The 23,923-nt window shown below is 67.2% G+C and carries 19 protein-coding genes; 10 read left to right on the top strand and 9 right to left on the bottom strand.

Translation table 11 applies throughout. The features are described 5' to 3' along the window. Positions 1-239: 239 nt before the first annotated feature. Both ACQP1G_RS28585 and ACQP1G_RS28580 read left to right on the top strand, forming a co-directional pair. Positions 240-569: a type VII secretion target gene (locus ACQP1G_RS28585; protein WP_433192651.1), complete on the top strand. Its 330-nt coding sequence runs from the start codon at positions 240-242 to the stop codon at positions 567-569. Then, the gene (locus ACQP1G_RS28580; RefSeq protein WP_433192650.1) at positions 566-2,173 is read left to right on the top strand and encodes a hypothetical protein; all 1,608 of its coding nucleotides are present in this window, start codon (positions 566-568) and stop codon (positions 2,171-2,173) included. Before ACQP1G_RS28585 ends, ACQP1G_RS28580 begins: the two co-directional genes overlap by 4 nt. A gap of 107 nt (positions 2,174-2,280) precedes the next feature. Here the strand turns inward: ACQP1G_RS28580 and ACQP1G_RS28575 are convergent, their stop codons facing one another. Both ACQP1G_RS28575 and ypfJ read right to left on the bottom strand, forming a co-directional pair. Next, entirely contained in the window at positions 2,281-2,811 is a 531-nt protein-coding gene (locus ACQP1G_RS28575; RefSeq protein ID WP_433192649.1) for a hypothetical protein, read from the bottom strand. A gap of 182 nt (positions 2,812-2,993) precedes the next feature. Continuing rightward, on the bottom strand, positions 2,994-3,917 hold the full coding sequence (ypfJ, locus tag ACQP1G_RS28570) for a KPN_02809 family neutral zinc metallopeptidase (RefSeq protein WP_433192648.1): 924 nt from the start codon (positions 3,915-3,917) through the stop codon (positions 2,994-2,996). Positions 3,918-4,257: 340 nt separating this feature from the next. On the opposite strand from ypfJ, the gene aspS reads away from it, so the two are divergent. Continuing rightward, positions 4,258-6,060, top strand: a complete 1,803-nt coding sequence (gene aspS, locus ACQP1G_RS28565; protein WP_433192647.1) for an aspartate--tRNA ligase — start codon at positions 4,258-4,260, stop codon at positions 6,058-6,060. A 100-nt stretch (positions 6,061-6,160) separates the two neighbouring features. Here the strand turns inward: aspS and ACQP1G_RS28560 are convergent, their stop codons facing one another. After that, a complete protein-coding gene (locus ACQP1G_RS28560; RefSeq protein ID WP_433192646.1) occupies positions 6,161-7,471 on the bottom strand; it encodes a hypothetical protein in 1,311 nt (436 codons plus the stop codon). 193 nt (positions 7,472-7,664) lie between these two features. Between ACQP1G_RS28560 and ACQP1G_RS28555 the strand changes: the two genes are divergently transcribed. Next, positions 7,665-8,834 carry a phosphotransferase family protein gene (locus ACQP1G_RS28555; protein WP_433192645.1) on the top strand — a complete coding sequence of 390 codons (1,170 nt, stop codon included), beginning with the start codon at positions 7,665-7,667 and terminating at the stop codon, positions 8,832-8,834. Positions 8,835-9,124: 290 nt separating this feature from the next. Here ACQP1G_RS28555 and ACQP1G_RS28550 read toward each other — a convergent pair whose 3' ends face one another. The 3 genes from ACQP1G_RS28550 to ACQP1G_RS28540 form a co-directional block, all read right to left on the bottom strand. Next, positions 9,125-10,393 carry an RNA polymerase sigma factor gene (locus ACQP1G_RS28550; protein WP_433192644.1) on the bottom strand — a complete coding sequence of 423 codons (1,269 nt, stop codon included), beginning with the start codon at positions 10,391-10,393 and terminating at the stop codon, positions 9,125-9,127. A gap of 4 nt (positions 10,394-10,397) precedes the next feature. Beyond that, positions 10,398-10,745 (bottom strand): YciI family protein, encoded by a 348-nt coding sequence (locus ACQP1G_RS28545; protein ID WP_433192643.1) that lies wholly within the window; start codon positions 10,743-10,745, stop codon positions 10,398-10,400. A 315-nt stretch (positions 10,746-11,060) separates the two neighbouring features. Beyond that, the gene (locus ACQP1G_RS28540; RefSeq protein WP_433192642.1) at positions 11,061-12,728 is read right to left on the bottom strand and encodes an alkaline phosphatase D family protein; all 1,668 of its coding nucleotides are present in this window, start codon (positions 12,726-12,728) and stop codon (positions 11,061-11,063) included. A gap of 171 nt (positions 12,729-12,899) precedes the next feature. Between ACQP1G_RS28540 and ACQP1G_RS28535 the strand changes: the two genes are divergently transcribed. From ACQP1G_RS28535 to ACQP1G_RS28510, 6 genes are all read left to right on the top strand, one after another. Further along, on the top strand, positions 12,900-14,225 hold the full coding sequence (locus ACQP1G_RS28535) for a replication-associated recombination protein A (protein ID WP_433208887.1): 1,326 nt from the start codon (positions 12,900-12,902) through the stop codon (positions 14,223-14,225). Between the two features lie 151 nt (positions 14,226-14,376). Further along, the gene (gene alaS / locus ACQP1G_RS28530; protein WP_433192641.1) at positions 14,377-17,043 is read left to right on the top strand and encodes an alanine--tRNA ligase; all 2,667 of its coding nucleotides are present in this window, start codon (positions 14,377-14,379) and stop codon (positions 17,041-17,043) included. Further along, entirely contained in the window at positions 17,043-17,633 is a 591-nt protein-coding gene (gene ruvX, locus ACQP1G_RS28525; RefSeq protein ID WP_433192640.1) for a Holliday junction resolvase RuvX, read from the top strand. Before alaS ends, ruvX begins: the two co-directional genes overlap by 1 nt. Continuing rightward, positions 17,630-19,216: an endolytic transglycosylase MltG gene (mltG, locus tag ACQP1G_RS28520; protein ID WP_433192639.1), complete on the top strand. Its 1,587-nt coding sequence runs from the start codon at positions 17,630-17,632 to the stop codon at positions 19,214-19,216. The genes ruvX and mltG overlap by 4 nt, the downstream gene beginning before the upstream one ends. Next, positions 19,206-20,078, top strand: a complete 873-nt coding sequence (locus tag ACQP1G_RS28515; protein ID WP_433192638.1) for a shikimate dehydrogenase — start codon at positions 19,206-19,208, stop codon at positions 20,076-20,078. The genes mltG and ACQP1G_RS28515 overlap by 11 nt, the downstream gene beginning before the upstream one ends. Before the next feature lie 46 nt (positions 20,079-20,124). Further along, complete coding sequence (locus tag ACQP1G_RS28510) at positions 20,125-20,607, top strand: B-4DMT family transporter (protein WP_433192637.1); 483 nt, start codon at positions 20,125-20,127, stop codon at positions 20,605-20,607. A gap of 68 nt (positions 20,608-20,675) precedes the next feature. Here the strand turns inward: ACQP1G_RS28510 and aroB are convergent, their stop codons facing one another. The 3 genes from aroB to aroC are packed head-to-tail and all read right to left on the bottom strand — an operon-like array spanning position 20,676 to position 23,888. After that, positions 20,676-21,809, bottom strand: a complete 1,134-nt coding sequence (gene aroB, locus ACQP1G_RS28505) for a 3-dehydroquinate synthase (RefSeq protein ID WP_433192636.1) — start codon at positions 21,807-21,809, stop codon at positions 20,676-20,678. Further along, complete coding sequence (locus tag ACQP1G_RS28500; protein ID WP_433192635.1) at positions 21,802-22,698, bottom strand: shikimate kinase; 897 nt, start codon at positions 22,696-22,698, stop codon at positions 21,802-21,804. The genes aroB and ACQP1G_RS28500 overlap by 8 nt, the downstream gene beginning before the upstream one ends. Continuing rightward, the gene (gene aroC / locus ACQP1G_RS28495; RefSeq protein ID WP_433208884.1) at positions 22,695-23,888 is read right to left on the bottom strand and encodes a chorismate synthase; all 1,194 of its coding nucleotides are present in this window, start codon (positions 23,886-23,888) and stop codon (positions 22,695-22,697) included. Before aroC ends, ACQP1G_RS28500 begins: the two co-directional genes overlap by 4 nt. Positions 23,889-23,923: the final 35 nt, after the last annotated feature.

The following is a 23,923-nucleotide window of genomic DNA, read 5'->3' as shown; positions in this document are numbered from 1 at the left end:
AATATAGAACTTGTTCTAATTTGCAACACGTTCTAGTTCCTTTCCGGTGGCCGCGTTGGGCTCGAAAGTTGCCGGTGGGGTCCGCTATATTGGGCGCAACCGCAGCGGCGCTGGTATCGACTCGTAGTTGCGTAGGGGCCCGAACAGCAGCTGAGCTGCCGGTGAGGGCAGGGAGTGGACGTTGATCGACGCGATGAGTACTGAACTGCAGTTCAACAGGATATGGGGGGTGCAACTCGATGGCTGATCTATCGGTGGAGACCGATGCAGTCCGAGCATTCGCTACCACGAACGCCGGAGTCGCTGGCGAGATCGCGGGGGCGGGCAATTTCGACGCCGTGCAGAACGTTGCCGCGCTCACGCCGGTATTCGGACTGATCGGCGCCGACTATCTACTGGCTTTCGCCGCAGCACAGGTACTGCAGGCCAAGGACATCAACGATCTCTCGGCCAAGTACGACAAGCTGTCGAAGTCGGCGTTCACCGCGGCCGCCGCGTTCGACACCACCGACTCCAGCAACGCCGGCGTGTTGAGCGCGATCACGAACCAGATCGGGGGCGCGGTATGAAGCCGATGGATACCGGCGCGACCGGCGTGATAGCCCCCGACGTCCAGAGCGTGGCAATCGAAGAGGCCGTGATCGCGACACAGAACACTGCTGTCGACGCACTGCAGAACGTGGCGCAGGGGTTGAGCGATCTGTCGCTGCCGCAGTTGCCCGCGGATCTGCCACCGATCGAGGCGCCCGAATTCGTGCTGGCGCACAAGATCACCGAGGAATCGCCCCAGCTGGGCACCATCCCCTCGGGATTGTCCGGGCTGAACGGCAATGCGACACCGGACGCCAGCGCGATCTTGTCGGGCGTGGTGTCGCCGGACGTGTCGCAGGCACTCACCGATGCGCATACCGCGATCAGCCATGCGGCGGCGCCGGTGGTCCAAGCGGCGCAGAGCATGGCGCAGCAGGCGCAGAGCGCGGTGAGCAGCGCGCTCGGCGGAGCGAGCACGCAGGGGGCGGCGGCGAGTGACATTCCGACCGATCCGGTCGCAGCGCTGATGCAGGGGCTGTCGATTCCGGGGATTCCCGGCATCGACACCTTGTTCCAGCCGATTCTCCAGCTGCTCAGTAGCTTCGGCACCGGCGTCATCGGCGCCTTCGACCCGACCGCGATTCTCAGTCAGTCCTCGAAGATCATCGAGGCCGCCGTGAGCGTGGGCAAGGGTGGTCTGCAGACCGTCGAGCAGCTGTGGGAGGGCCAGTCGTCCCACGAGGCGCAGGCCGCGAGCAAAACGGCGCAGACGCAGGGGCAGGACACCAGTCAGCGCGGTATCGATATCTCCGAACTCACCCAGCGGGCCGCCGCGGTGGTGCAGCAGGGCAATGCGCAGTTGCTCGGGATCGCGAGCGAATTCGCCACGCAGGCCACCGCGCTCGTACCGGTGGCGCTGACCCCGCCCGGTCAGGCCGCGCTGATCGCGACGGCGACCGAACATCTGGGGACGGCCGTCGCGGTCGCCAATGCCACCCGCGGTGATCTGGCCGGGAAGACGGCCGAGCTGACCGGCGTGGTGAACCAACTGCTCGGGACCAGCGGTCTGCCCGCACCGCAGGAGGTCGCGCAGGCGGTCATGCAGAACATCGGCGAGCCGATCATGGAGCAGGCGCAGTCCGCCGCGTCCGATGCCTCGACCAACGCCGCCAGCGTGTTGGACGGATCGAGCACCTCCGGGTCACCGAGCACGGCCACCACCGCCGCATCGATGAACACCGGGCACACCACAACGGGAAGCCCCGGTGTCACCGGCCTCGGATCGTCGGGCCGATCGGGATCGCCGGGCACAACGAGTTCGACGCCGAAGGTGACCAGCGGTACGCCGGGCTCGACGGTGTCGCCGATCAGCCGAGTCGCGGGCCTATCGGGCACATCTCTCGGCACCGGGACGTCGACCTCCGCCGCGAGCAGCGGCAATTCCTTCATGGGCGGCAGCCCCGGGGCTGCCGGCCAGCGCGGTGCCAACGACGACGAGCACTCGCGCAACGTCGAGCCGTACCAGAGCCGCACCGGCAATGACGACCTCACCGGTCCACTCGGTGAATCCACGCCGGACGTCATCGGTGCGACCCACCCGGACGAGCTGGTCAGCTCGGACTACGAACAGGACCAGTTCTAAGCAGCCGCAGGCGGTCTCGCGGTTTCGCCGACCACCGGTTCTCATCGAACTGTCGCAGTGCCCCGCCTCTCGGGCGGGGCACTGTCAGTTGGCCGCCGCGTACAGGCTCAGTGGTCCTGGACGAAGGCGTCGAGGAGTTTGCGGTAGAGGTCGGTGAATCGTTTGCGGTTGGCCTGTTGGTCGGAGGTCAGGCCTTCGCTGGATTCGGGGGCGTAGAGGAGTACGTGGACGTCCTGTTCGGGTGGAGTGGGCATGAGGTCGATGATCTGGCTGCCCTGGTCGGTGTCGGTCGGCATGCCCAGGTCGAGGGTGGCGAGTGATTTCGTTTCGGCCAATGCGGCATTCAGAACATCGGTGGGGATGGTGCCGTTGAGTCGCTGTGGTGCGACATCCGCGGCGCGGGTGGTAGCGGCGGCGTCGGGCTGTTCGACCGCCCGGCCATCGGCGTAGATCTGGAGCATCGGGCGCAGGTCGACGCGCTCCGACCAGCCCGTGGGCATGGTGGTGAGCGTCAGCAGTGCGGGTAGGGGTGCCTGGACGGGCTCTGGCGTGTCGGTCGTCGGTTGGGCCGAGGCGATGCCCCAGCTACCGGCGAGTGCTACGACGAGAACCAGCAGTGCCGACTTCGTACTTCGCATGAATTCCCCATCTACGGTGTGCCACAGGTCAACTGCTCTCGATGCTCGAATCGAGTGGCCTTGATCATCGCAGCGCGCGGACCCGAATCCGTGCCAGCGCGCTGTGGTGTCGCTCAATTTCCTTCGATCTGCCTTCGCTGGTCCGACCAGCTCCGTCGAGCCACCCGGTCGGCCCTTGGTGATCAGCGCAGTCCCGACGGGTTGTTCAGGTCGGCGGCCGAGTACGTGTCGCACGCTTGCACTTGGCCGGTCTTGTAACCGGTGAGGAACCACTTCTGGCGCTCGTCCGACGAGCCGTGGGTCCAGGCTTCCGGGTTGACTCGGCCCTGGGCCGCGCGCTGGATGCGGTCGTCGCCGACAGCCGAGGCGGCCGATAGCGCATCCTTGATGTCGTTGTCCGACAACGGCTTCAGGAACGGCTGGGTGCCGCCCGGCGCGTTCTGCTTATCCGCGAAGTGGGCCCAGATGCCCGCGTAGCAGTCGGCCTGCAGTTCGGTCCGCACCGCGCCCGATTCGGGTCCGCGCGGATCCCGCTGGGACCGGCCGATATCGCCGAGCAGGTTCTGGATGTGGTGGCCGATCTCGTGCGCCACTACATACTCCTGGGCAAGCGGGCCGCCGCTCGACCCGAACCGGTCGACCAGTTCCTGGAAGAAGCTGGTGTCGAAGTAGGCGGTGCGGTCGGAGGGGCAGTAGAACGGGCCGACCGCCTTGGTCGCATTGCCGCATCCAGTCGCGACGGCGCCGGAGAACAGCACCAGCTTCGGCTTCGCATACTTCTTGCCGGTCTGCTGCGGCAGTTGGGCCGCCCATACCGCGTCGAGGCTCTGCGCCGTGAGCACTACTCGGCAGTCGACGTACCTATTCGCATCCGCACCGGTCTTGCAGTGCTCAGGGGTCCCCGCGATGCCGGGCTGCACCTGGCTGTTCTCGGTGCCGTTCAACTGCCCGAGCAGCGACCCGGGATCACCTCCCAACAACAATCCGAGCACCAGCAGGATCAGACCGCCCGCGCCGCCCCCGAGGGCGAGTTTGCCGCCCATCCCGGGGCCACCGCCGGAGGAAGCTCGATCCGGGTCGATCTGGAGGCCTTCATTGAAGGTCATCGTCGTCGCTTTCTGTGTTGGATTTGCAGCGCTTGCGGCGCTGCGTGTTCGCGCCCCCCGATTGTCTCGCGACCGAGCGGCCGAGACGCGCGACCGCACTGCATGCGCTTCGGCCACTCGGCTGCGAGACGGCCGCGAACGGCGTTCGTAAGACTCGCACCTTGGTGGTCACTAACGTGGTAGCGCCCAGATTCGGCCCAGAAACGCGCGGACCGACGACCTGTTGCCTACAGCTTGGCATGGGCTCGGCCATATCGGTTTCCACTCGGGGAATGTGTCTCACTACGATGGACGCGCACCGGGTCGCCCTTCCGGTGTCACATTCGTCGAAAGGAATCCCGTGCTGCGCACCCACTTGGCTGGTTCGCTGCGAAGCAAGCACGCCGGTCAGACCGTCACCCTCACCGGCTGGGTGGCCCGGCGTCGTGACCACGGTGGCGTGATCTTCATCGATCTGCGCGATGCGTCGGGTGTGGCGCAGGCGGTGTTCCGCGAAGGTGAGCCCGCCGAGCAGGCGCATAAGCTGCGCGCCGAATATTGCGTGCTGGTCACCGGTGTCGTCGAGCAGCGGCCCGAGGGCAACGAGAACCCGGAGCTGCCGACCGGCTCGATCGAGGTCAACGTCACGAAGCTCGAGGTACTCAACGAGGCCGCGCCGCTGCCGTTCCAGCTCGACGAGCAGCCCGGTGACGAGGCCCGCCTCAAGTACCGCTACCTCGATCTGCGCCGTGAGGCACCGGGTAAGGCCATTCGGCTCCGGTCCAAGGTCAACGCCGCAGCCCGCGCGGTGCTGGCCCACCACGAATTCGTCGAGGTCGAGACCCCGACGATGACCCGCTCGACACCAGAGGGCGCCCGCGACTTCCTGGTTCCCGCCCGCTTGCAGCCGGGCAGCTTCTACGCACTGCCACAGAGCCCGCAGCTGTTCAAGCAACTGCTGATGGTCGCGGGAATCGAGCGGTACTACCAGATCGCGCGCTGCTACCGTGACGAAGACTTCCGCGCCGACCGCCAGCCCGAATTCACCCAGCTCGACCTCGAGATGAGCTTCGTGCGCCAGGAGGACGTGATCCTCGTCGCCGAGGAAGTCCTGGAGGCGCTGTGGAAGCTGGTCGGCTATGAGATCCCCTTCCCGATTCCGCATATGACCTATGCCGAGGCAATGCGTCGCTTCGGTAGCGATAAGCCCGACCTGCGTTTCGGCGTCGAGATCACCGAATGCGCCGAGTATTTCAAGGACACCCCGTTCCGGGTGTTCCAGGCGGAGTATGTGGGTGCGGTCGTGATGCCGGGTGGTGCGAGCCAGCCGCGGCGTCAGCTCGACGCCTGGCAGGAGTGGGCCAAGCAGCGCGGGGCCAAGGGTTTGGCGTATGTGCTGGTACAGGAGGACGGTACGCTCGGCGGTCCGGTCGCCAAGAATCTCAGCGAATCCGAGCGCGAGGGCTTGGCCAAGCATGTCGGCGCGGTGCCCGGTGACTGTGTGTTCTTCGCCGCTGGTCCGGCCAAGGCGCAACGCGCGCTGCTCGGTGCGGCGCGCGGCGAGATCGCGCGCAAATGTGGCTTGATCGATGAGAACGCTTGGGCGTTCGTGTGGATCGTGGACGCGCCGATGTTCGAGCCCACCGCCGACGCGACCGCGAGTGGTGATGTGGCACTTGGTTATTCGGCGTGGACGGCGGTGCATCATGCGTTCACCTCGCCCAAGCCGGAATCGCTCGACACCTTCGATACCGACCCGGGTTCTGCCCTGGCCTACGCCTACGACATCGTCTGCAACGGCAATGAGATCGGTGGCGGCAGCATCCGTATCCATCGCCGCGATGTGCAGGAGCGAGTTTTCAAGGTGATGGGCATCGGGCACGACGAGGCCCAGGAGAAGTTCGGCTTCCTGCTCGACGCGTTCTCCTACGGTGCGCCGCCGCACGGCGGTATCGCATTCGGCTGGGACCGGATTACCGCACTGCTGGCCGGGATGGATTCGATCCGCGAGGTAATCGCCTTCCCGAAGACCGGTGGAGGTGTCGATCCACTGACAGACGCTCCCGCGCCGATCACCGCGCAGCAGCGCAAAGAAGCGGGTCTGGACTTCAAGCCGGAGAAGAAGAAGGACGGCGACGCGAAGGGTGCGGCCGCCGCCGAGTAGTGGCTGTGGATGCGGTCGCTGCCCTCGAAGTGACCGCCAATTCTGTTGTGGGGCCGAGGTCCCGGTGCGCTGGACGCAGGTGCGCCCAGCGGCACCGGGACTAGGACACGGACACGGTGCCGCCGGTGAGTGCCCGGTAGGCGTAGGTCACCGCGATCGTGCACACCGGTCCGGCGACCAGCAGACCGAACCCGCACAGCAGCGTGGCGACGAAGGTGATCACCAGGACCGCGATGGCGAGCAACAGCACCTGCCCGATATTGGCGATGACCAGCGTGGCGCTGGACTTGATCGCGGCGAACGGCCCCTGTTCCTGATCGACGACGAAATGCAGTGCGAACATGCACAGGAACCCAGCGATCAGGCCGGGCACCAAGCACAGTGCCGCGCCGATCCAGGTGAGCGCGAAGGCGAGCAGAGCTGTCAAGAGGACATTGCCCGCATTCACGAAATGGAAGTAGGACGCGAAAGTCGGTTTGTTGCCGTCGGTTTCGTAGAGCGCGCCGCGGATCATGGCGGCCTGCAGCAGCCAGATCGCGGCCATCACCACCAAGAAGATCAGCAACAGGCTGAACAGCGAATTCGGTTGGACGACCTGGACGATGAGCACGAAGGCGAGATAGATGATCACGCCGAGCGCGGTGATCGCGAGCCAGGGGCCGGCATTCGCGCGGAACTTCTCCCAGCCGTAGCTCAGCGCGTTGCCGACGTCGAGGCTGGTCGGTACGCCGGGGGCGGACTGGTAGCCGTAGGTCGGTGTGTCGGGTTGGGAGCCGGGGGGCATTGTGCCCGGGGGCGGCATGGTTCCGGGCGGCATGGTGCCGGGCGGCGGCATTGCGCCGGGCTGCATCGCACCAGGCTGCATCGCACCGGGAGGCATGGCGCCAGGAGGTACCGTGCCGGTCGATGCGGCGCCGGGCGGCATGGTGCTGGGCTTCTGCAGGCCAGGCGGTGTACCGGTCGGTGCACCGCCGGGTGGCATTGCGTCGGAGTGTCCAACGCCAGGTTGTGCCGTACCGGTCGGAACGGCACCGGCAGGTGCGCCGGATTGCATGGCGCCGGGTGACGTCGTCGCGGGCTGTGTCGACCCGGGCGCTGCCGCGGGATCGGTTGCCGGCGGTTCGTAACTCGGCTGTCCCGATTGCCCGGGCGTGCCGACGGGCGGCGCCGGCTCCAACGGTTCACTGCCGTATTGCGCCGCGCCCGGACCCTCGAACTGTGGGTATCCGGCGGGCCCCGCCATCTCGTGCCTGCTGTGTCCGGCGCTCGGTTCCATCGGTTGCGGGGCCGCGCTTTCGTGCTGTCCCGGTCGCGCGGCGAACTGTTCGCCAGCACTGTCCTCGGGCGCGCCGCCACTCTGCTCGGGCGAGCCGGCTGGCTCGTTCGGCGTGGGCGACGGTGTGTCGGTCATTATCTGAAGACCTTTCGACGCAACTGGTTTGCGGTGTGGCGCACGGCAGTTGACGATGAGAAAACCGGACAGCCGCAATGGTGTCAAGCAAGCAGTGCCCGTTCCGCAACCTTGACGCAGACACGCCGAGCGACGCGGAAAGGTTGTGTAACCGCTCGCTAGAAGTGACCCGGTGCGAGTAGCTTGAGTAGCGATGACCGCACTATTGGCCGAACGCGCCGCCGAAGTCGTGTCCGCAGCACAGCAGTTGCTCACAAAGCGAATGGGTGCTCCGGTAAAGCTGAGCGATCCGATGGAACTCAGCGGTAGTGGTAGGACGACTGTCCTACGCGTGCGTGTTTCGGAGAACTCGTATTCCCTGCCCCGGACGCTCATCGTCAAGCAGGTTCGCGGATCCGCGGAGGACCGCAGGACAGGTGGTCTGGCACCCGGCGTCGCCAGCATCGATTCCGCGTTTCTGCGCGAGGCCGTGTCGTATCAGTTCACCACCGCACTCAGCCGCGAACAGCGGCCCGGCGCGTACGTGATAGCGCACAGCCTGCCGGACCGGCTGCTCGTCCTGAGCGATCTCGGTGAGAACTTCCGGATGACGCAGGTGCTGCAATCCGGAGCGGAACCCGCGACGCGCAATGGGTTGATGGCGTTCGCGCAGGCCCTGGGGCGAATGCATGCGGCGACCGTGGGGCGGGAGGCAGATTTCGTCGCACTGCTGCGCCGGGTGGATGTGGTACACCGGGTCGACGGCATCGCACAGCAGGCCGGTGCCGCGATCTCAGAGGTGCCCGGCATGCTGCAGCGTGAACTCGGCATCGAGGTGCCCGGTGAAATCGCCGAGCGGATCGTGCGCGGCAACCGGCTGTTCTCGGCCGGACGCTTCCGCGCGTTCAGCCCGTCCGATCTGTGCCCCGATAACGTGATCCTCAATGAGGAGGGCGCGCGCTTCCTGGACTACGAATGGGGCGGCTACCGCGATGCCACCCTGGATATCGCCTACGCGCTCGTATCGTGCCCCGGCTGCCTCTGCGACTTCGAACTGTCCCGGGAACGCGCCAAGCAGATGGTGGAGGCGTGGCGCTCGGAGGTCGTCGGCGTCTGGCCCGCACTGGCCGACGACGGCGTCCTCGCCGAACGAATCCTGGAGGCCCGCCTCATCTGGGTCTGGCTGACCACCTATTGGTTCCTGCCCGCCGACCACACCCGCATCGCCGCCGCCCGCGAACACGGTCTCTCCGTCCCGCGCTCGGAAGCCCTCATCAACCGCTGGGCTGCATTGGCCGAGGATGCGCGCTGCACCGGCGATGACGCGGTCGGTGATTTCGCCGAAGATGTGTCGGCAATGCTCGAAGAGCGTTGGGCGGAATAGGGTTTCACATCTGCTTGCGCCGGTTGGAGCGGACGGTAGCTGACCAACTCCGGTGCTGATGCGGACGGGGGCATGGAGCCAGCACGTACTCGCAGTGCGTCGGCGGCACCGCCGAGCGTGAAATGGTGGCTCGACACGACCGACTCGGCCACCTTTTGACTCCCCTCGGTGAGAAGTCCGTTGTGGGCTGGTGGTGCCGAGCCTGCGCGACCACCGACGGTGAAATGGTGGGTCGACAGGGCGATGGCAACGACCTTTTGACTACCGTCGACGGGATTCCGAGAGTGGGGTTAGCGGGTGAGGTCGGTGAGGCGGGCCTCGAGATGGGCTCGCTCGATGGTGTTTTCGGTGAGTAGGAGGGCGGATTCGTAGGCTCGGGCGGCTTCGGCGGTGCGGCCGAGTTGGGTGAGGAAGGCGGCGCGGGAGGCTTCCAGGTAGCCGTAAGTGGCTAGGGATGGTTCGCTCGCGAGGGCATCGAGGAGGGCGAGGCCGTGGGCTGGGTTGCCGGAAAGGCCGACAGCCACTGCATGATTGAGGCGCACTACCGGGGACGGCCAGACTCGGAGCAAGAGTGCGTACAAACCGGTGATTTCGCGCCAGTCGGTTTGCTCCCACGAGGGGGCCTCGTCGTGGACGGCGGCGATGGCGGCCTGCAGGGTGTATCGATCGGTATGTGGCAGAGCGCTTTTCACCAAGACGATGCCCTCGGCTATGGCTTTCCGGTCCCAGCGGGAGCGATCTTGGTGTTCGAGGGTGCAGAGTCGGCCGTCGGCGTCCAGCCGCGCGGCGCGCCGCGCGTCGGTCAGCAGGATCAATGCGAGTAGTCCGGTGACGGACGGGTCGTCGGGAACCAGCGCGTGCATCATTCGCGCAACCTGAAGTGCTCGTACGACGAGATCGTGACGGACCAGCGTATCGCCCGATGGGGCGGTGTGACCGGTGGTGAACAGCAGGTGGATGACCGCGCAGATGGCGTCGAGCCGGTCGGGCAGTTCGCGTACCGAGGGCACCCGGTAGGGGATGCGCGCCACCGCGATCTTCTTCTTGGCGCGGGTGATTCGGGCCGCCATGGTCGATTCGCTGGTCAGGAAGGCACGGGCGACCTCGGCGGTGGTAACGCCGCAGACGAGACGCAGCGTGAGCGCCACTTGGGCTTCGCGGGCAAGGGCGGGGTGGCAGCAGGTGCTGATCAAACGCAACCGGTCGTCGGGGATGGCGGCGGCCGAATCCAGTTCGGCGAGTGCGAGGTCGGCGGTGTCGTCGTCGGTCCGGTCGGTGATCAGCTTCGGCAGGGTGCGTTGCATGGTCGAGTCGCGGCGCAGCAGATCCAGGCCGCGCCGCCGCGCGACGGTGGTGAGCCAGCCGCCGGGCTTGGCGGGGACGCCGTGCTGGGCCCAGTCGGTGAGTGCTCGCGCGTAGGCGTCCTGGACGCATTCCTCGGCGAGGTCGAAGTCGCGGACGAGCCGCACCGTCGCGGCGAGCACGAAGGCCCATTCGCGACGGTGCGCCTGCTCGACGGCCGCGGCGGCATGGTCGGCCGCATCGGTGTCGATCGACATCGAATCAGTCGAACGTCATGATCGGGCGCACCTCGACACCGCCGAATCGGGCGGGTACCTGCTCGGCCAGTGCGATGGCGGCGTCCAGATCCGCGGCCTCGACCAGGTAGTAGCCGCCGAGGGCCTCTTTGGCCTCGGCGAACGGCGCGTCGGTCACGGTGAAATCGCCGTCGTCCTTCTGACGGATCGAGGTGGCGGTGGGGGTGGGTTGCAGTGCGTTGCCGCCCTTGACCGCGTCGCCGGCGATCTCCTGGAAAGCCACGTGCGCCTGGTAGACCTCGCCCATGACCTGCTCCGATGCGCTCGCGTACGCGCTCTCGTCCTCGTAAATCAGCACCAAATACTGGCCCATGATCTCGCTCCTTCGGGTTCCGGCGACCCGCCGATCGGGCCGTCGTATTCGTTCCGACGAGCGAGCTCGACGGAAATCGACAACCTGTCGCGAGAAAATTCTGCTCCCGAAATGCGTCGGGCGCATCGAAAGACCTGATGCAGGTCCGAGTGCGGCTCAGACCGTGCGCTCGGCCTTGCACCGGCCCGGCGAGCGCCACATCGCTGCCTCGGCAGACACTGCTGAGCCAGCGCTCTGGCTTGAGGATGCATATCTGCCAACCTTCGCCACTTTCGCGCGGAATTGCCCACCGAAGGCGAGCGGCCGAGGCCAGCGCTACCGGGACACCGGCCCCGGGCGCGGCTCGACTCGGCCACCGGACCGCACAGCGAACGAAGCGCCATGGTGGACACCGGAATTCGGATCGGCGACATCCGCGACGTAGAACCAGTCCATTTGGGCCTGGTCCGGAGTGACCTCGAGGACGCCGTAGCCGTGCGATTCCATCTCGATGTAGCGCAGATGGTGATTGACGCCCTTGACGGATTCCTCGACCGGCACTGCGACCGTGCGCGGGGGTGCCTTCAGCAATTCGCCGAGGCTCGACGAGGTGACCGACGGAACGACGAATTCCGCGCCGGCGGTCGGTCCGGCCGGATAGTTCGCCGGATCGATGGGCAGGTCGGCGGCCCAGGAGGAGTGGATATCACCGGTCAAGAAGACGACGTCGCCGACCTGCTGCTCGACGATCGACTGGAACAATGTGCGGCGGTCGGCGGTGTAGCCGTCCCACTGGTCGCCGTTGGCCGGAATGCCGGATTGGGGCACACCCATCATGGTCGTGATGGCCTGGGTAGTGGCCGGTTCCAGCGGCGGGAACACCAGCGGTGCGATCATCACCGAATTGCCGACGAGTTTCCACTGCACCGGTGCTGACGCCAAACCGGCGGTGAGCCAATCCATTTGGGCCTTGCCGGTGATGGTGCGCGCCGGGTTGTCGACGTCCCGCCAGCCCGCGACCGGCTTGACTTCCTGGTCGCGGTAGCTGCGCAGGTCGAGCATGGACAGCTCGGCCAGCGTGCCGAAACGCAGTCGCCGGTAGATCTGGACGTCGGCGCCCGAGCTGGTCGCGCGGACCGGCATCCATTCGAGATAGGCGCGGGCGGAGGCGGCGCGGCGGGGTTGCCAGTCGCCCTCGGTGGCCGGATCGTGGTTATTGGCGCCGCCGGACCAGGCGTTATCGGCGAACTCGTGGTCGTCCCAGGTGCAGATGAACGGCACTCGCGCGTGCAGCGCGAGTAGGTCGGGATCGGTTTTGTACTGCGCGTGCCGAATTCGATAGTCGGTCAGCGTGACGATCTCGTTGGCGGGTTCGTGCGGGCGGACCGCACCGCTGCGCCCACCGTATTTGCCCCGGCCGTATTCGTAGATGTAGTCACCCAGGTGCACGATCGCGTCCAGGTCGGCGCGGTTCGCGAGATGCCGGTAGGCGCCGAAGTACCCGGCCTCCCAGTTCGCGCATGACACCACGCCGAAGCGCAGGCGGTCGACCGGTGCCGTGGTGGCCGGGGCGGTGCGGGTCCGGCCGATGGGGGAATGCACGCCGAATGCGGTGAAGCGGTAGAAGTATCCGCTGCCGGGCTGCAGGTCGGTGACGTCGATTTTGACGGTGTGATCGGATTCGGCTGTGGTCGTGGCGATTCCGGATGCGGTGACCGAGGTGAAGCGCTCGTCGGAGGCGACCTCCCAGCGCACCGGTGCCGATTCGCCGCTGCCGGAGCCCGGCGTCGCGTCGTCGGAGACCGTGACCCGGGTCCAGATGATCACGCCGTTCGGCAACGGATCGCCGGAAGCGACACCGTGGCGGAATACCGGCCCCTCCGCTCGCGCGGGTGCGGTGGTCAAGAGTGCGGTGGCGGTCGCCGCGGCCCCACCCGTCAGCAGGGTGCGTCGAGCGAACGACCCGAGGGGCTCAGAATCTGGAACGTCGACGTTTTCGGCCACGAGTGTCGATCACAGCTGATCCATGAGCGGCAGGCAAATCGTGACCGTTCCCGTACCGCCCGGTCTCGGTTTGCCTGCGACAACGGCGCAGCACCACCTCTCGCGCACGCAGCGTGGGAGGTGTCGGTCCCTCTCGGTAACGTGCTCGGTGTGAGCGACGGCTTATTCGACATGCCCGGTGACGATGCGCCGACGGGGCACTCCATCGACAGTGTCGTGCGCCGCGATGCCGGTGCGCCGCTTGCGGTGCGGATGCGGCCGGCGACATTGGACGAGGTGGTCGGGCAACAGCATCTGCTCGGGCCCGGATCTCCGCTGCGGCGGTTGATCGAGGGTTCGGGCGCGGCGTCGGTGTTGTTGTACGGACCGCCGGGAACCGGGAAGACAACGCTGGCCTCGCTGATCTCACAGGCCACCGGCCGCCGCTTCGAGGCGCTGTCGGCATTGTCGGCGGGTGTCAAGGAGGTGCGCGCGGTCATCGATGTGGCCCGTCGTCGTCTCAGCGTGGGCGAACAGACCGTGTTGTTCATCGATGAGGTGCACCGCTTCTCCAAAACCCAGCAGGACGCGCTGCTCGCCGCGGTGGAGAACCGGATCGTGCTGTTGGTCGGCGCGACGACCGAGAATCCGTCGTTCTCGGTGGTGTCGCCGCTGCTGTCGCGGTCGCTGGTATTGCAACTGCAGTCGCTCACCGAGGCCGATATCCGGACCGTACTCGACCGTGCGCTGGCGGATCCGCGTGGTTACGCCGGGGCGTACACGGTGACCGACGCCGCGCTGGACCACATTGTGCGGATCGCGGGCGGTGACGCGCGCCGGGCATTGACCGCTCTGGAGGCGTCGGCGGAGTCCTCATTGGACGGCATCGTCGACGTGGATCTCGTCGAGGCCAGTGTGGACAAGGCCGCGGTCCGCTACGACCGTGCAGGCGATCAGCATTACGACGTGGTGAGCGCGTTCATCAAATCCATTCGCGGCTCGGATGTCGATGCGGCCCTGCACTATCTGGCCCGGATGCTCAGTGCGGGCGAGGATCCCCGCTTCATTGCCCGCCGCCTGGTGATCTCGGCCAGCGAGGATATCGGTATGGCCGATCCGATTGCGCTGCAGACGGCGGTCGCGGCCGCGCACGTCGTCCAACTCATCGGTATGCCCGAGGCCCAACTCACCCTGACCCACGCGACGATTCACCTGGCCACGGCCCCGAAATCCGGTGCGGTCCCCGCCGCGCTCGGCGCCGCTCTCGCCGATATCTCGGCAGGCAAGGCGGGCGCGGTGCCCCCGCACCTGCGCGACGGCCACTACGCGGGCGCCGCCGCACTCGGCAATGCCCAGGGCTACAAATACCCGCACGACGACCCGGACGGCGTGCTGGCCCAACAGTATCCACCCGACGAAATCGTCGGCCGTGACTACTACAGGCCGACCGACCACGGCGTCGAACGCGATATCCAACGCCGAGTCGAGAAGCTGCGCCGAATCGTCCGCGGACGATAACCACGGCGTCGTGCCGCCGGACAGGAAGACGGTGGTGGGCGCGCTTGCCGCTGCGGGCCGCGCGTGCGCAGGCCGGGACAGGTCGACCGGTGGGTGCCACCACCCCGGTCGCTGAAAAAAGGGATGCGGCACACCGGTAGGCTGGATATCTGTGCAGACCCACGAGATCCGACGGCGATTCCTGGACCATTTTGTCCGTGCCGGACACACCGAGGTGCCCAGTGCCTCGCTGATCCTGGCCGACCCGACCCTGCTGTTCGTCAATGCGGGCATGGTTCAGTTCAAGCCGTACTTCTTGGGGCAGGAGGCGCCGCCGTTCCCGCGTGCGACCAGTGTGCAGAAATGCGTCCGCACCGGCGATATCGAAGAGGTCGGTGTCACCACGCGGCACAACACCTTCTTCCAGATGGCGGGCAATTTCTCCTTCGGTGACTACTTCAAGGAGAAGGCCATCACCCTCGCCTGGGAGTTGATCACCACATCGCAGGAGGACGGTGGCTACGGCTTCGATCCCGAGCGGATCTGGGTGACCGCCTACGAATCCGATCCGGAGGCCGCCGAGATCTGGCATCGGGTTGCGGGCATCCCCGAGGAGCGGATCCAGTTCCGCGACGGCAAGGACAACTACTGGGATATGGGCGTACCCGGCCCGGGTGGACCGTGTTCGGAGATCTACTACGACCGCGGCCCCGAATACGGTAAAGACGGTGGTCCGGTCGCCGATGAGGACCGCTATCTGGAGATCTGGAACCTGGTCTTCATGCAGGACATCCGCGGTGAACAGAGCCCCAAGCTGGGCCATCCGCCGATCGGATCGCTGCCCAAGAAGAATATCGACACCGGTATGGGCGTCGAGCGCATCGCGCTGCTGCTGCAGGGTGTCGACAACGTCTACGAGACCGACCTGCTGCGCCCGATCATCGATAAGGCCGAGGAGTTGACCGGCCGGTCCTACGGCGTCGACCACGAGGACGACCGGCGCTTCCGTGTCATCGCCGACCATGCGCGCACCTCGGCCATGCTCATCGCCGACGGCGTCAATCCTGGCAATGAGGGCCGCGGCTATGTGCTGCGCCGCCTGTTGCGCCGGATCGTGCGTTCGGCTCGGCTGCTCGGCGCCGAGAAGCCGGTTGTCGGCGAGTTCATGAAGGTCGTCAGCGAGTTGATGGCGCCGTCGTATCCGGAACTGTCCACCGACTTCGCGCGCATCGAGAATGTCGCGGTCGGTGAGGAGGCGGCGTTCCTCAAGACCCTCAACACCGGCTCCCGGTTGTTTGCCGAGGCCGTCGACGAGGTCGCGGCCAAGGGCGGCAAGACAATTCCGGGTTCGGATGCCTTCAAACTGCACGACACCTATGGCTTCCCGATCGAGCTGACCCTGGAGATGGCGGCCGAGGCGGGACTGTCGGTCGCCGAGGACGGGTTCCGCTCCCTCATGGCCGAGCAGCGGAAGATGGCCAAGGAGGATGCGCAGGCGCGCAAGCACGGACATGCCGACCTGACCATCTACAAGGAACTGGTCGATCGTGGCGCGACGGAATTCACCGGCTTCGACGAGCTGACCTCCGAGGCGCATGTACTCGCGCTGATCGCCGACGGCGTCCGGGTGCCGACCGCCACCGTTGGCCAGGATGTCGAGGTCATCCTGGACCGCAGCCCGCTGTACGCGGAGTCCGGCGGTCAGATCGCCGATCGCGGCACCATTACCGCGCAGGGGCTCAAGCTGCGCGTCAACGATGTGCAGAAGATCGCCAAGAAGCTGTGGGTGCACAAGACCACCGTCGAGCAGGGGCAGATCACCGAGGGTGATGTCGTACTCGCGCAGGCGGATCCGGCGTGGCGTCGGGGTGCCACCCAGGGCCACTCCGGCACGCATATGGTGCACGCCGCGCTGCGGCAGGTGCTCGGCCCGAATGCCGTACAGGCCGGTTCGCTGAACAAGCCGGGCTATCTGCGTTTCGACTTCAACTGGCAGGGTCAGCTCTCCGAACAGCAGAAGGCCGATATCGAGGCCGTCTCCAATGATGCGGTGGGCGCGGACTTCCCGGTGAACACCTTCGTCACCGATCTGCCCAAGGCCAAGCAGATGGGCGCACTGGCGCTGTTCGGCGAGAACTACGGCGACGAGGTGCGCGTCGTGGAGATCGGCGGACCGTTCTCGATGGAGCTGTGCGGCGGTACGCACGTACAGCATTCCTCGCAGATCGGCCCGATCACGGTGCTCGGCGAGTCGGCCATCGGTTCCGGCAAGCGACGGGTGGAGGCCTTCGTCGGCCTGGACTCCTACCAATACCTCGCCAAGGAGCGCGCGCTGCTGGCCGGTGTCGCATCCTCGCTGAAGGTGCCCTCGGAGGAGGTGCCCGCGCGCGTCGAGCAGCTGGTGGAGCGGCTGAAGGTGGCCGAGAAGGAACTGGAGCGCACCAAGGTCGCCGCGGTGCTCGCCTCGGCCGGCACGTTCGTCGACGAGGCCGAGCGAGTCGGCGCTGTGCTGTTGGTAGCCGCCGCCGCGCCCGCGGGTGTCGCTGCCGGTGACCTGCGCACCCTGGCCACCGATATCCGCGGCCGGTTCGGCAGCAACCCGGCGGTGGTGGTGCTGCTCGGCGATGCCGACGGCAAGGTGCCGTTCGTGGTGACGGTCAACAAGAGCGCGCAGGACCTCGGCTTCAAGGCCGGTGATCTGGTCGCCAGCTTCGGCCCGAGCATTGCGGGTCGCGGTGGCGGCAAGCCGGAGATGGCGCAGGGCGCTGGTTCGGATCCCGCGGGTATCGAAGTCGGCCTGGCCGCGGTCCGTGCTCGGGTGGCCGAACTGGCCGGGTGATGGGGGACTCGGAGAGTCATCATTCGTCGGATGCGCGCTCTGCTGATCCGGAGGGCGCTTCGCGTAGGGGCGCCGACCGCCCCTCGCCCGTGACCGACCCTGGTCGTGGCAGGCGGATCGGCATCGATGTCGGCAGTGTTCGGATCGGGGTCGCCTCCAGCGACCCTGATGGCATGCTCGCCACTCCCGTGGAGACGGTGCCTCGGGCGAAGCCAGCCAGGCGCGCGTCCGGTCCGGCAAGCGATATTTTCAGAATTGCCGAAATTGTGCGGGAGTACGAGGCTGTCGAGGTTATCGTCGGCCTGCCCCGGACATTGCGCGGGGAAAAGGGCGCCGCGGCCGGGCTGGCGATCGCATTCGCGGAACATTTGCGCGCAGTCATAGCACCCGTGCCTATCCGACTTTCCGACGAACGTTTGACTACGGTGTCAGCTGCACGTGCATTGCGGGACAGTGGAGTTCGCGCGCGTGGCCAGCGGCAGGTGATCGATCAGGCGGCGGCCGTGGCGATCCTGCAGGGATGGTTGGACGAACGGAGTGCGGTGTTGAGGTCGGCCGAAGCAACGTCTGAGTCCGGAGACGGTGCATGACGGATCGATGGGCGCGAGCCGAGGAACGGTTCCGACAGCGTGAGGCTGATCGGCGTTACCAGCGAAACGACCAGGCCTGGGAGGACTACGACGACGACACCACGGTCATCCCGCGCTACACCGACGAGGATCCGGACGAGCCGCTCCCGACCGGGCGTTCGCGTCGCGCGGCGCCGCAGCGCGCCGAGCAGGGGGAACCGCGGCGGGGCCGCCCTTCGAGCGCTCAGCGTGCTGAGGACGCGGAGCCCCGGCGCTCGCGCGGCGACGGGGTGGGCGGCGGCCGGGCCGGTGGCGGTCCATCGCGGTCCGGGCGGACCCGGTCCGAGCGTGGCGGGAGTCGTGCCGAGGAACCCCGGTCGGAGTCCCGGTCAGAACGTCAGCGCAGCGCGCCATCGCGGGGCAGGCGTTCCCGGGCGGCCTCACGCAAGGCCGCCGAGCGGAAAAAGCGCCGCCGGAATCTGTGGCTCATCGGTGCGATGTTCGTGGTGCTGTTCGTCGGTGCCGCGGTCTTCGCCGGGATGAAACTGGTCAAAATGTTCGGCGCACCCGAGGATTTCGCGGGTCCGGTCGGACCGCTGGTTGTGGTGCAGGTGCATCCCGGCGACACCTCGAACCAGATCGCGGACGCAATGCAGAAGAAGGGCGTTGTCGCGAGCAGTGAGGCATTCTTCCAAGCGGCCGTGCGTAATTCGAATATGAACTCCGTGCAGCCCGGGTACTACGCAATCCCGAGTCACAGCCCGTCCGTGCAGGCGGTGACGGCGCTGCTCGGCAAGGATTCGCGGGTCGGCAATCTGGTGGTCGCCGAGGGACGGCTGCTGCACGACCAGCAGGACGTGAACACCGGCAACCGCAAGGACGGCATCTACCGCAAGATCGCCGATGCCAGTTGCGTCGGCACCGGCACGAATAAGAAGTGCATCACCTATGAACAACTCGACGCCGCCGGAGCGAGCGCGGATCTGAACGTCCTCGGCGTGCCGAGCTGGGCCGAACAGCGGGTGCGTGACGTGCCCGACCGCACCAGGCAGCTCGAGGGTTTGATCGCCGCGGGCACCTGGGATTTCGATCCGAGTGGGACACCGGAACAGATCCTGCAACAACTGGTGAGCGCGAGCGCGCGCAGTTACGAGTCGACCGGACTGCTGCAGTCGGGCGCTGAAACGAAGCTGAATCCGTATCAGACCCTCATCGCCGCCTCATTGGTGGAACGCGAGGCGCTGCCGCAGGATATGGGCAAGGTGGCGCGGGTGATCGTGAACCGGCTCGAGGTCAACCAGCCACTGCAGTTCGACTCGACGGTGAACTACGCGCTGGACCGCACCGAGGTCGCGACCACCGATGCCGACCGCGCCAAGCGGACCCCGTGGAACACCTACGCCATGCCGGGGCTACCGGCTACGCCGATCTCGGCGCCGTCGCTGAATGCGTTGCGGGCGGTGGAGAATCCGGAGGCGGGGACCTGGTTGTACTTCGTGACCGTCGACAAGCAGGGGACCACATTGTTTACCGAGAGCTACAGCGAACATCTGCGCAATATCGAAAAGGCCAGGCAGAGCGGGATCCTCGACAGTGGACGGTAAAGGGATCCGGCCGCGCAAGGCGGCGGTGCTGGGGAAGCCGATCGCGCATTCGCGCTCGCCGCAGTTGCATTTGGCCGCATACCGTGCGCTCGGTCTCGACTGGACCTATGAACGCATCGAATGTTCGGCCGAAGAGCTGCCCGGGTTGGTCGACGGGCTCGGTCCCGAGTGGGTCGGGCTGTCGGTGACCATGCCGGGTAAAGAGGCGGCGCTCGCCTACGCGAGTGAGCGGACCGAACGGGCCGTGCTGGTCGGGTCGGCGAATACGCTGGTTCGGATCGATACCGGTTCGAGCGATGCTGGCGGGGCGGTGTCGGCCGACGCGCCGGCCACCAGCGGCTGGCGTGCCGATTGCACCGACGTAGACGGGGTGCTCGGCGCGTTGCGCGGTGGCGGTGTCGGCGAACTCGCGCAGGCCGTGGTGCTCGGCGCGGGCGGCACTGCACGCCCGGCGCTGCTCGCGTTGTCCGAACTCGGCGCGGAGGCGGTGACCGTTGTCGCGCGGGATGCCGGGCGGGCGCGCGGGGCAGTGGATCTCGCGGAACATCTCGGTATGACCGCCACCGTGATCGCTTTCGACCCCCACCCATTGCGCGCGGCATGTGCGAACGCGGGTGCCGTGGTGAGCACGATTCCGGCGGAGGCCGCCGCCGTTGTCGCCGAGGCGGTGGCCACGGCCCCGGTGGTGCTCGATGCGATCTACAACCCGTGGCCTACTCCACTGGCCGTCGCGGTCGCACGGGCTGGGCATACCGTGGTGAGTGGGCTGGAAATGCTGCTGAATCAGGCCTACGGGCAGGTCGAGCAGTTCACCGGCCGCCCCGCTCCGCGCGCGGAAATGGCCGCGGCGGTAAATCTGTAACCGGTTCTCATTTGGATCCGGCCGACTCGAGGCTATGGTGTTGACCATGAATGGTTGGGTGTTGCGGGCCATAGTGCTCGGTGCGCTGGTCGTTGGCCTGCGTGCCGCGCTGGGATTCGCGATGGTGTACTGGCCGACCCAGGGCAGCTGGATGCGGCCGCTGTGCTTGGTCGTGCTGCTCGTGGCAATCGTGTTCTGGGGTCTGCTGGACGGACGCAAGGACCGCGAAGTCCATCCGGATCCGGAGCACGGCTCGGACCTGACCATCTCGTGGCTCGAGACGGCGGCCGCCGCAGGCCTGGGCAGTGGCGCGGTCTCCTGGCTGCTCGACTGGCTGCCCAAGTTCGATCTCGGCGATAACGGCCTGCTCTTCGAGCTGACCGCGGGCGCATCTTTCATCGTCCTGCTGGTCTTCATCCCGGGCCTCATCGGCGTCGGCCTCGGGCGCATCATCGCCGACCGCCAGCTCAACAAGTCCGCGAAGCGGCCCGCACCGCAGGTGCCGGAGTCGACCGCGACCCCCGCGTAGCCGCGCGCGAATTCGACTGGAGGCGACCTTCAACGGCCGATATGGCCGGAAGGTCGCCTTCGCTGTGCCTAGAGGAGGACGGCGCCGCTGCTCGAGCTGTCCTCGCGGGCGATCGCCGAGTAGGCGGCGGCCAGCAGGGTGGGGTCCGGACCCTCGAGGCGGCCGGGTTTGGCGAGACCGTCGAGGACGACGAAGCGCAGGACGCCGGAACGGGTCTTCTTATCGGTCTGCATGGCGTCGAGCAGTTGGGGGAGAGCATCGGCGTCGTAGCTGGTGGGCAGGCCGACGCTGGCCAGGATGGTGCGGTGGCGGCCGGCGGTCGCATCATCGAGACGACCGGCGAGGCGACCGAGTTCGGCGGCGAAAACCAGACCGACCGAAACGGCCGCGCCGTGGCGCCAGCGGTAGCGCTCGCGGCGCTCGATGGCGTGCCCGAGGGTGTGGCCGTAGTTGAGGATCTCGCGCAGACTGGCTTCCTTGAGATCGGACGCGACGACATCGGCCTTCACCTGGATCGCGCGGCGGATCAGCTCGGGCAGCACAGCACCGGTCGGATCGAGCGCCGCCTCCGGATCGCGCTCCACCAATTCCAGGATCACCGGGTCGGCGATGAAACCGGCCTTGATGATCTCGGCCATGCCCGCGACGATCTCATTGCGCGGCACCGTCTCCAGGGTCGCGAGATCGACCAGCACCGCCGCCGGTTCGTGGAAGCTGCCGACGAGATTCTTGCCCGCCTCGGTATTGATGCCGGTCTTACCGCCGACGGCCGCGTCGACCATGGCCAGCAGCGTGGTGGGCACATGCACGATCTGCACCCCGCGCATCCAGGTGGCGGCCACGAATCCGGCGAGATCGGTCGCCGCGCCGCCGCCGAGGCTCACCACGACATCGTTGCGGGTCAGGCCGATGCGGCCGAGCACCTCCCAGCAGAAGCCCGCGACGGCCAGATCCTTACCCGCCTCGGCGTCCGGGATCTCGACGCGATGCGCGTCGATACCCTTGTCGGCCAGCGCCTTCCGCACTACCTCGGCGGTCTCGGCCAGCGGCGGCTGATGGAAGATCGCGACGGTGCGCACGCCGGTGGTCGCGCCAGCAACCGAGTCGACGAGTTCGGCGAGCAGGCCGCGGCCGATGATCACCGGATACGGGTCGGCGGTGCGGACTTCGATGCGAGTCGGCTCGGTTGGGCTTTCACTCACGGGTACTCGGCTCCGATTCTGTGCGTGCTGGTTGGTTGAGGGCTCGCGCGCGAGCGCGGCGGGCCCTGGTGCGCCGGGACCGGCTGCCGGGGGTCGGCGTGTCACCGGATCCTTCGGAGCCGGCGGGGCCGTTGGAGATTTTGCCGGTGGGCTTGGTTCGTTCCGCGGCCGTTGGTTCATTGCCATCGGCCTGCGCGGCGGCCCGGCGGCGGGCGGCGGCGCGGGCTCTTGCGGCCCGCCGGGCCCGTGACCTACTGCTGCCCTGGGCTTTCGGGGTTTGGGTCGGTGCTGCCGCGGCATGCTGACCTGTGTCCGGCGTGGTCTCGGTCGAATCGGGCTCCGCATCTTGCGGCAGCACCGATTCCATGCCCAGCTTCGCCATGATCATCCGCACCACCCGGCCCGGACTGCGGCCGTCGGTACGCACCCGCACCGTTGCGACCTCGCGGTAGAGCGGCCTGCGCTTGCGCATCAGCTCGCGATACTTCGCACCTGGATCCGCCCCGTTGAGCAGTGGCCGCTGGGTGCTCGCGCCGGTGCGGCGAAGTCCTTCGGCCACACTGATTTCCAGATACACCACGGTGCGATTGCGCAGCAGCGCCCTGGTGTCGGTGGACAGCACGGCCCCGCCGCCGAGCGAGACCACACCGCGTTCGGCGAGGATGGCGCGGCGCACCACCCGCTCCTCGATCCTGCGGAATTCGGGCTCGCCGTCCTCGGCGAAGATCTCCGGGATGGTGCGCCCGGTCTCGCGTTCGATTCCGGCATCGGTGTCGTACAGCTCGACACCGAGTTCCCTCGCGAGCTTGCGGCCGATCGTCGATTTTCCCGCCCCCGGCGGTCCGACCAGCACCACGCGCGGTGCGCGCGGATCGGACTGCACGATCATTGCGGCACGTGTGGTCGGGTGCTGACGCGCTTGACGTAGCTGGTGATGTTGTCGAGGGTCTCGACCAGCGAATCGCCGCCGAACTTCTCCAGCGCCGCCTGCGCCACGACCAGCGCGACCATCGACTCGGCGACCACACCCGCGGCGGGCACGGCACAGACATCGGAGCGCTGATGGATGGCCACAGCCTCCTCACCGGTGCTCATATCGACCGTGGACAGCGCGCGCGGCACCGTCGAGATGGGCTTCATCGCGGCGCGCACACGCAGCGGTTCGCCATTGGTCATGCCGCCCTCGAGACCGCCCGCGCGGTTGGTCGAGCGCAGCACACCGTCCGGTCCCGGCTTCATCTCGTCGTGCGCCTGGCTGCCGCGGCGGCGCGCGGTTTCGAAGCCGTCGCCGACCTCGACGCCCTTGATCGCCTGAATGCCCATGAGCGCGCCCGCGAGTCGCGAGTCGAGCCGGTCCGCACCGCTGATGAAGGAACCGAGTCCGACGGGCAGCCCGTCCACGATCACCTCGACGACGCCACCGAGGGTGTCGCCGTCCTTTTTGGCGGCCTCGATCTCGGCGATCATTGCGGCCTCTGCGTCCTTGTCGAACGCGCGCACCGGACTTTCATCGATCGCGGCCAGGTCGGCGGGGGTCGGCACGATGCCGGTGGTGTTGGCGGCGGTCCCGATCGAGACAACGTGCGAGACGACCTCCACACCGAGGGCCTGCCGCAGGAAGTTCCTGGCGACGGTGCCCGCCGCGACACGCGCGGCGGTCTCGCGAGCGCTGGCCCGCTCCAACACATTGCGGGCATCGTCGAAGTTGTACTTGAGCATGCCGGAGTAGTCGGCGTGGCCGGGCCGGGGTCGGGTCAGCGGTGCGTTGCGGGCCATATCGGCGAGTTCGCTCTCGTCGACCGGGTCCGCGGACATGACCGTCGTCCACTTCGGCCATTCGGAGTTTGCGATCTCGATGGCCACCGGTCCGCCCATGGTGCGTCCGTGGCGCACCCCGCCGACCACGGTGACCTTGTCGGCCTCGAACTTCATCCGGGCGCCACGCCCGTATCCGAGCCGACGGCGGGCCAACTGTGCGGAGATCTCGTCGGATGTCACCGCGACACCTGCCACCATCCCCTCGAGGATGGTGACGAGAGCGGGACCATGGGATTCTCCGGCAGTTATCCAGCGCAGCACGTCCTCCATCTTCCCATGTCGGCGCGGGTGCTCCG

This window comes from Nocardia sp. CA-107356 (assembly GCF_050946365.1).
GTDB lineage: Bacteria > Actinomycetota > Actinomycetes > Mycobacteriales > Mycobacteriaceae > Nocardia.
Note: the sequence above shows the minus strand (reverse complement) of the source record. Positions and strands in the feature narration are given on the sequence as shown.

Excerpts from the sequence above, each read along its gene's own strand:
- ACQP1G_RS28500 (WP_433192635.1), bottom strand. The coding sequence starts at position 22,698 with ATGATCGTGCAGTCCGATCCGCGCGCACCGCGCGTGGTGCTGGTCGGA.
- ACQP1G_RS28545 (WP_433192643.1), bottom strand. The coding sequence starts at position 10,745 with ATGGGCCAGTATTTGGTGCTGATTTACGAGGACGAGAGCGCGTACGCG.
- ACQP1G_RS28575 (WP_433192649.1), bottom strand. The coding sequence starts at position 2,811 with ATGCGAAGTACGAAGTCGGCACTGCTGGTTCTCGTCGTAGCACTCGCC.
- ACQP1G_RS28555 (WP_433192645.1), top strand. The coding sequence starts at position 7,665 with ATGACCGCACTATTGGCCGAACGCGCCGCCGAAGTCGTGTCCGCAGCA.
- ACQP1G_RS28560 (WP_433192646.1), bottom strand. The coding sequence starts at position 7,471 with ATGACCGACACACCGTCGCCCACGCCGAACGAGCCAGCCGGCTCGCCC.
- ruvX (WP_433192640.1), top strand. The coding sequence starts at position 17,043 with ATGGGGGACTCGGAGAGTCATCATTCGTCGGATGCGCGCTCTGCTGAT.
- ACQP1G_RS28535 (WP_433208887.1), top strand. The coding sequence starts at position 12,900 with ATGCCCGGTGACGATGCGCCGACGGGGCACTCCATCGACAGTGTCGTG.
- ypfJ (WP_433192648.1), bottom strand. The coding sequence starts at position 3,917 with ATGACCTTCAATGAAGGCCTCCAGATCGACCCGGATCGAGCTTCCTCC.
- ACQP1G_RS28550 (WP_433192644.1), bottom strand. The coding sequence starts at position 10,393 with ATGTCGATCGACACCGATGCGGCCGACCATGCCGCCGCGGCCGTCGAG.
- ACQP1G_RS28580 (WP_433192650.1), top strand. The coding sequence starts at position 566 with ATGAAGCCGATGGATACCGGCGCGACCGGCGTGATAGCCCCCGACGTC.
- ACQP1G_RS28510 (WP_433192637.1), top strand. The coding sequence starts at position 20,125 with ATGAATGGTTGGGTGTTGCGGGCCATAGTGCTCGGTGCGCTGGTCGTT.
- mltG (WP_433192639.1), top strand. The coding sequence starts at position 17,630 with ATGACGGATCGATGGGCGCGAGCCGAGGAACGGTTCCGACAGCGTGAG.
- ACQP1G_RS28585 (WP_433192651.1), top strand. The coding sequence starts at position 240 with ATGGCTGATCTATCGGTGGAGACCGATGCAGTCCGAGCATTCGCTACC.